This window comes from Streptomyces sp. SID486, from assembly GCF_009865385.1.
In the GTDB taxonomy this organism is placed as follows: Bacteria; Actinomycetota; Actinomycetes; order Streptomycetales; family Streptomycetaceae; genus Streptomyces.
This window is the reverse complement of sequence record NZ_WWJT01000293.1, coordinates 1-366: the sequence shown is the minus strand read 5'-3', so window position 1 is coordinate 366 and position 366 is coordinate 1. Positions and strand designations below refer to the sequence as shown.

Annotated in this window: 1 pseudogene; it reads left to right on the top strand. The window is 79.0% G+C overall.

Annotated elements, in window-relative coordinates:
• Positions 1–155 precede the first annotated feature (155 nt).
• Positions 156–366 (top strand): annotated as a pseudogene (locus GT045_RS13890) (hypothetical protein); the annotation flags it as partial.

The window sequence follows — 366 nt, the reverse complement described above, 5'->3', positions numbered from 1 at the left end:
GCGGGGCGGCGATCCGGCGAGCGCGGGGCGGCGGTCCGGCGAGGGCGCCGGAAATTCGTGGGACCTCACCCGCAACCTCGCCCGGGGTCGGGCGTCTGTCGGGGTGGAGGCCTCCACTTCGACCAGATGCCCGACCCGAGCGACCGAAGGAACCCATGTCCGCACACCGTGCTCCGCGCCCGAATCTCACCCCCAGGCTGCGCGCCGCGCTGGGGGTCTCCGCCGTAGGCGCGGCCCTGGCCGTCGCCGGCACCATGACCGCCCAGGCGGCACAGGGCGCCGGCCACCCCACGGCCCACGCCGCGCCGGACTCGGCCCGTACGCCGTCCGCCGCGCCGACGCCGGCCCCGGCGGACGCCCACCCGG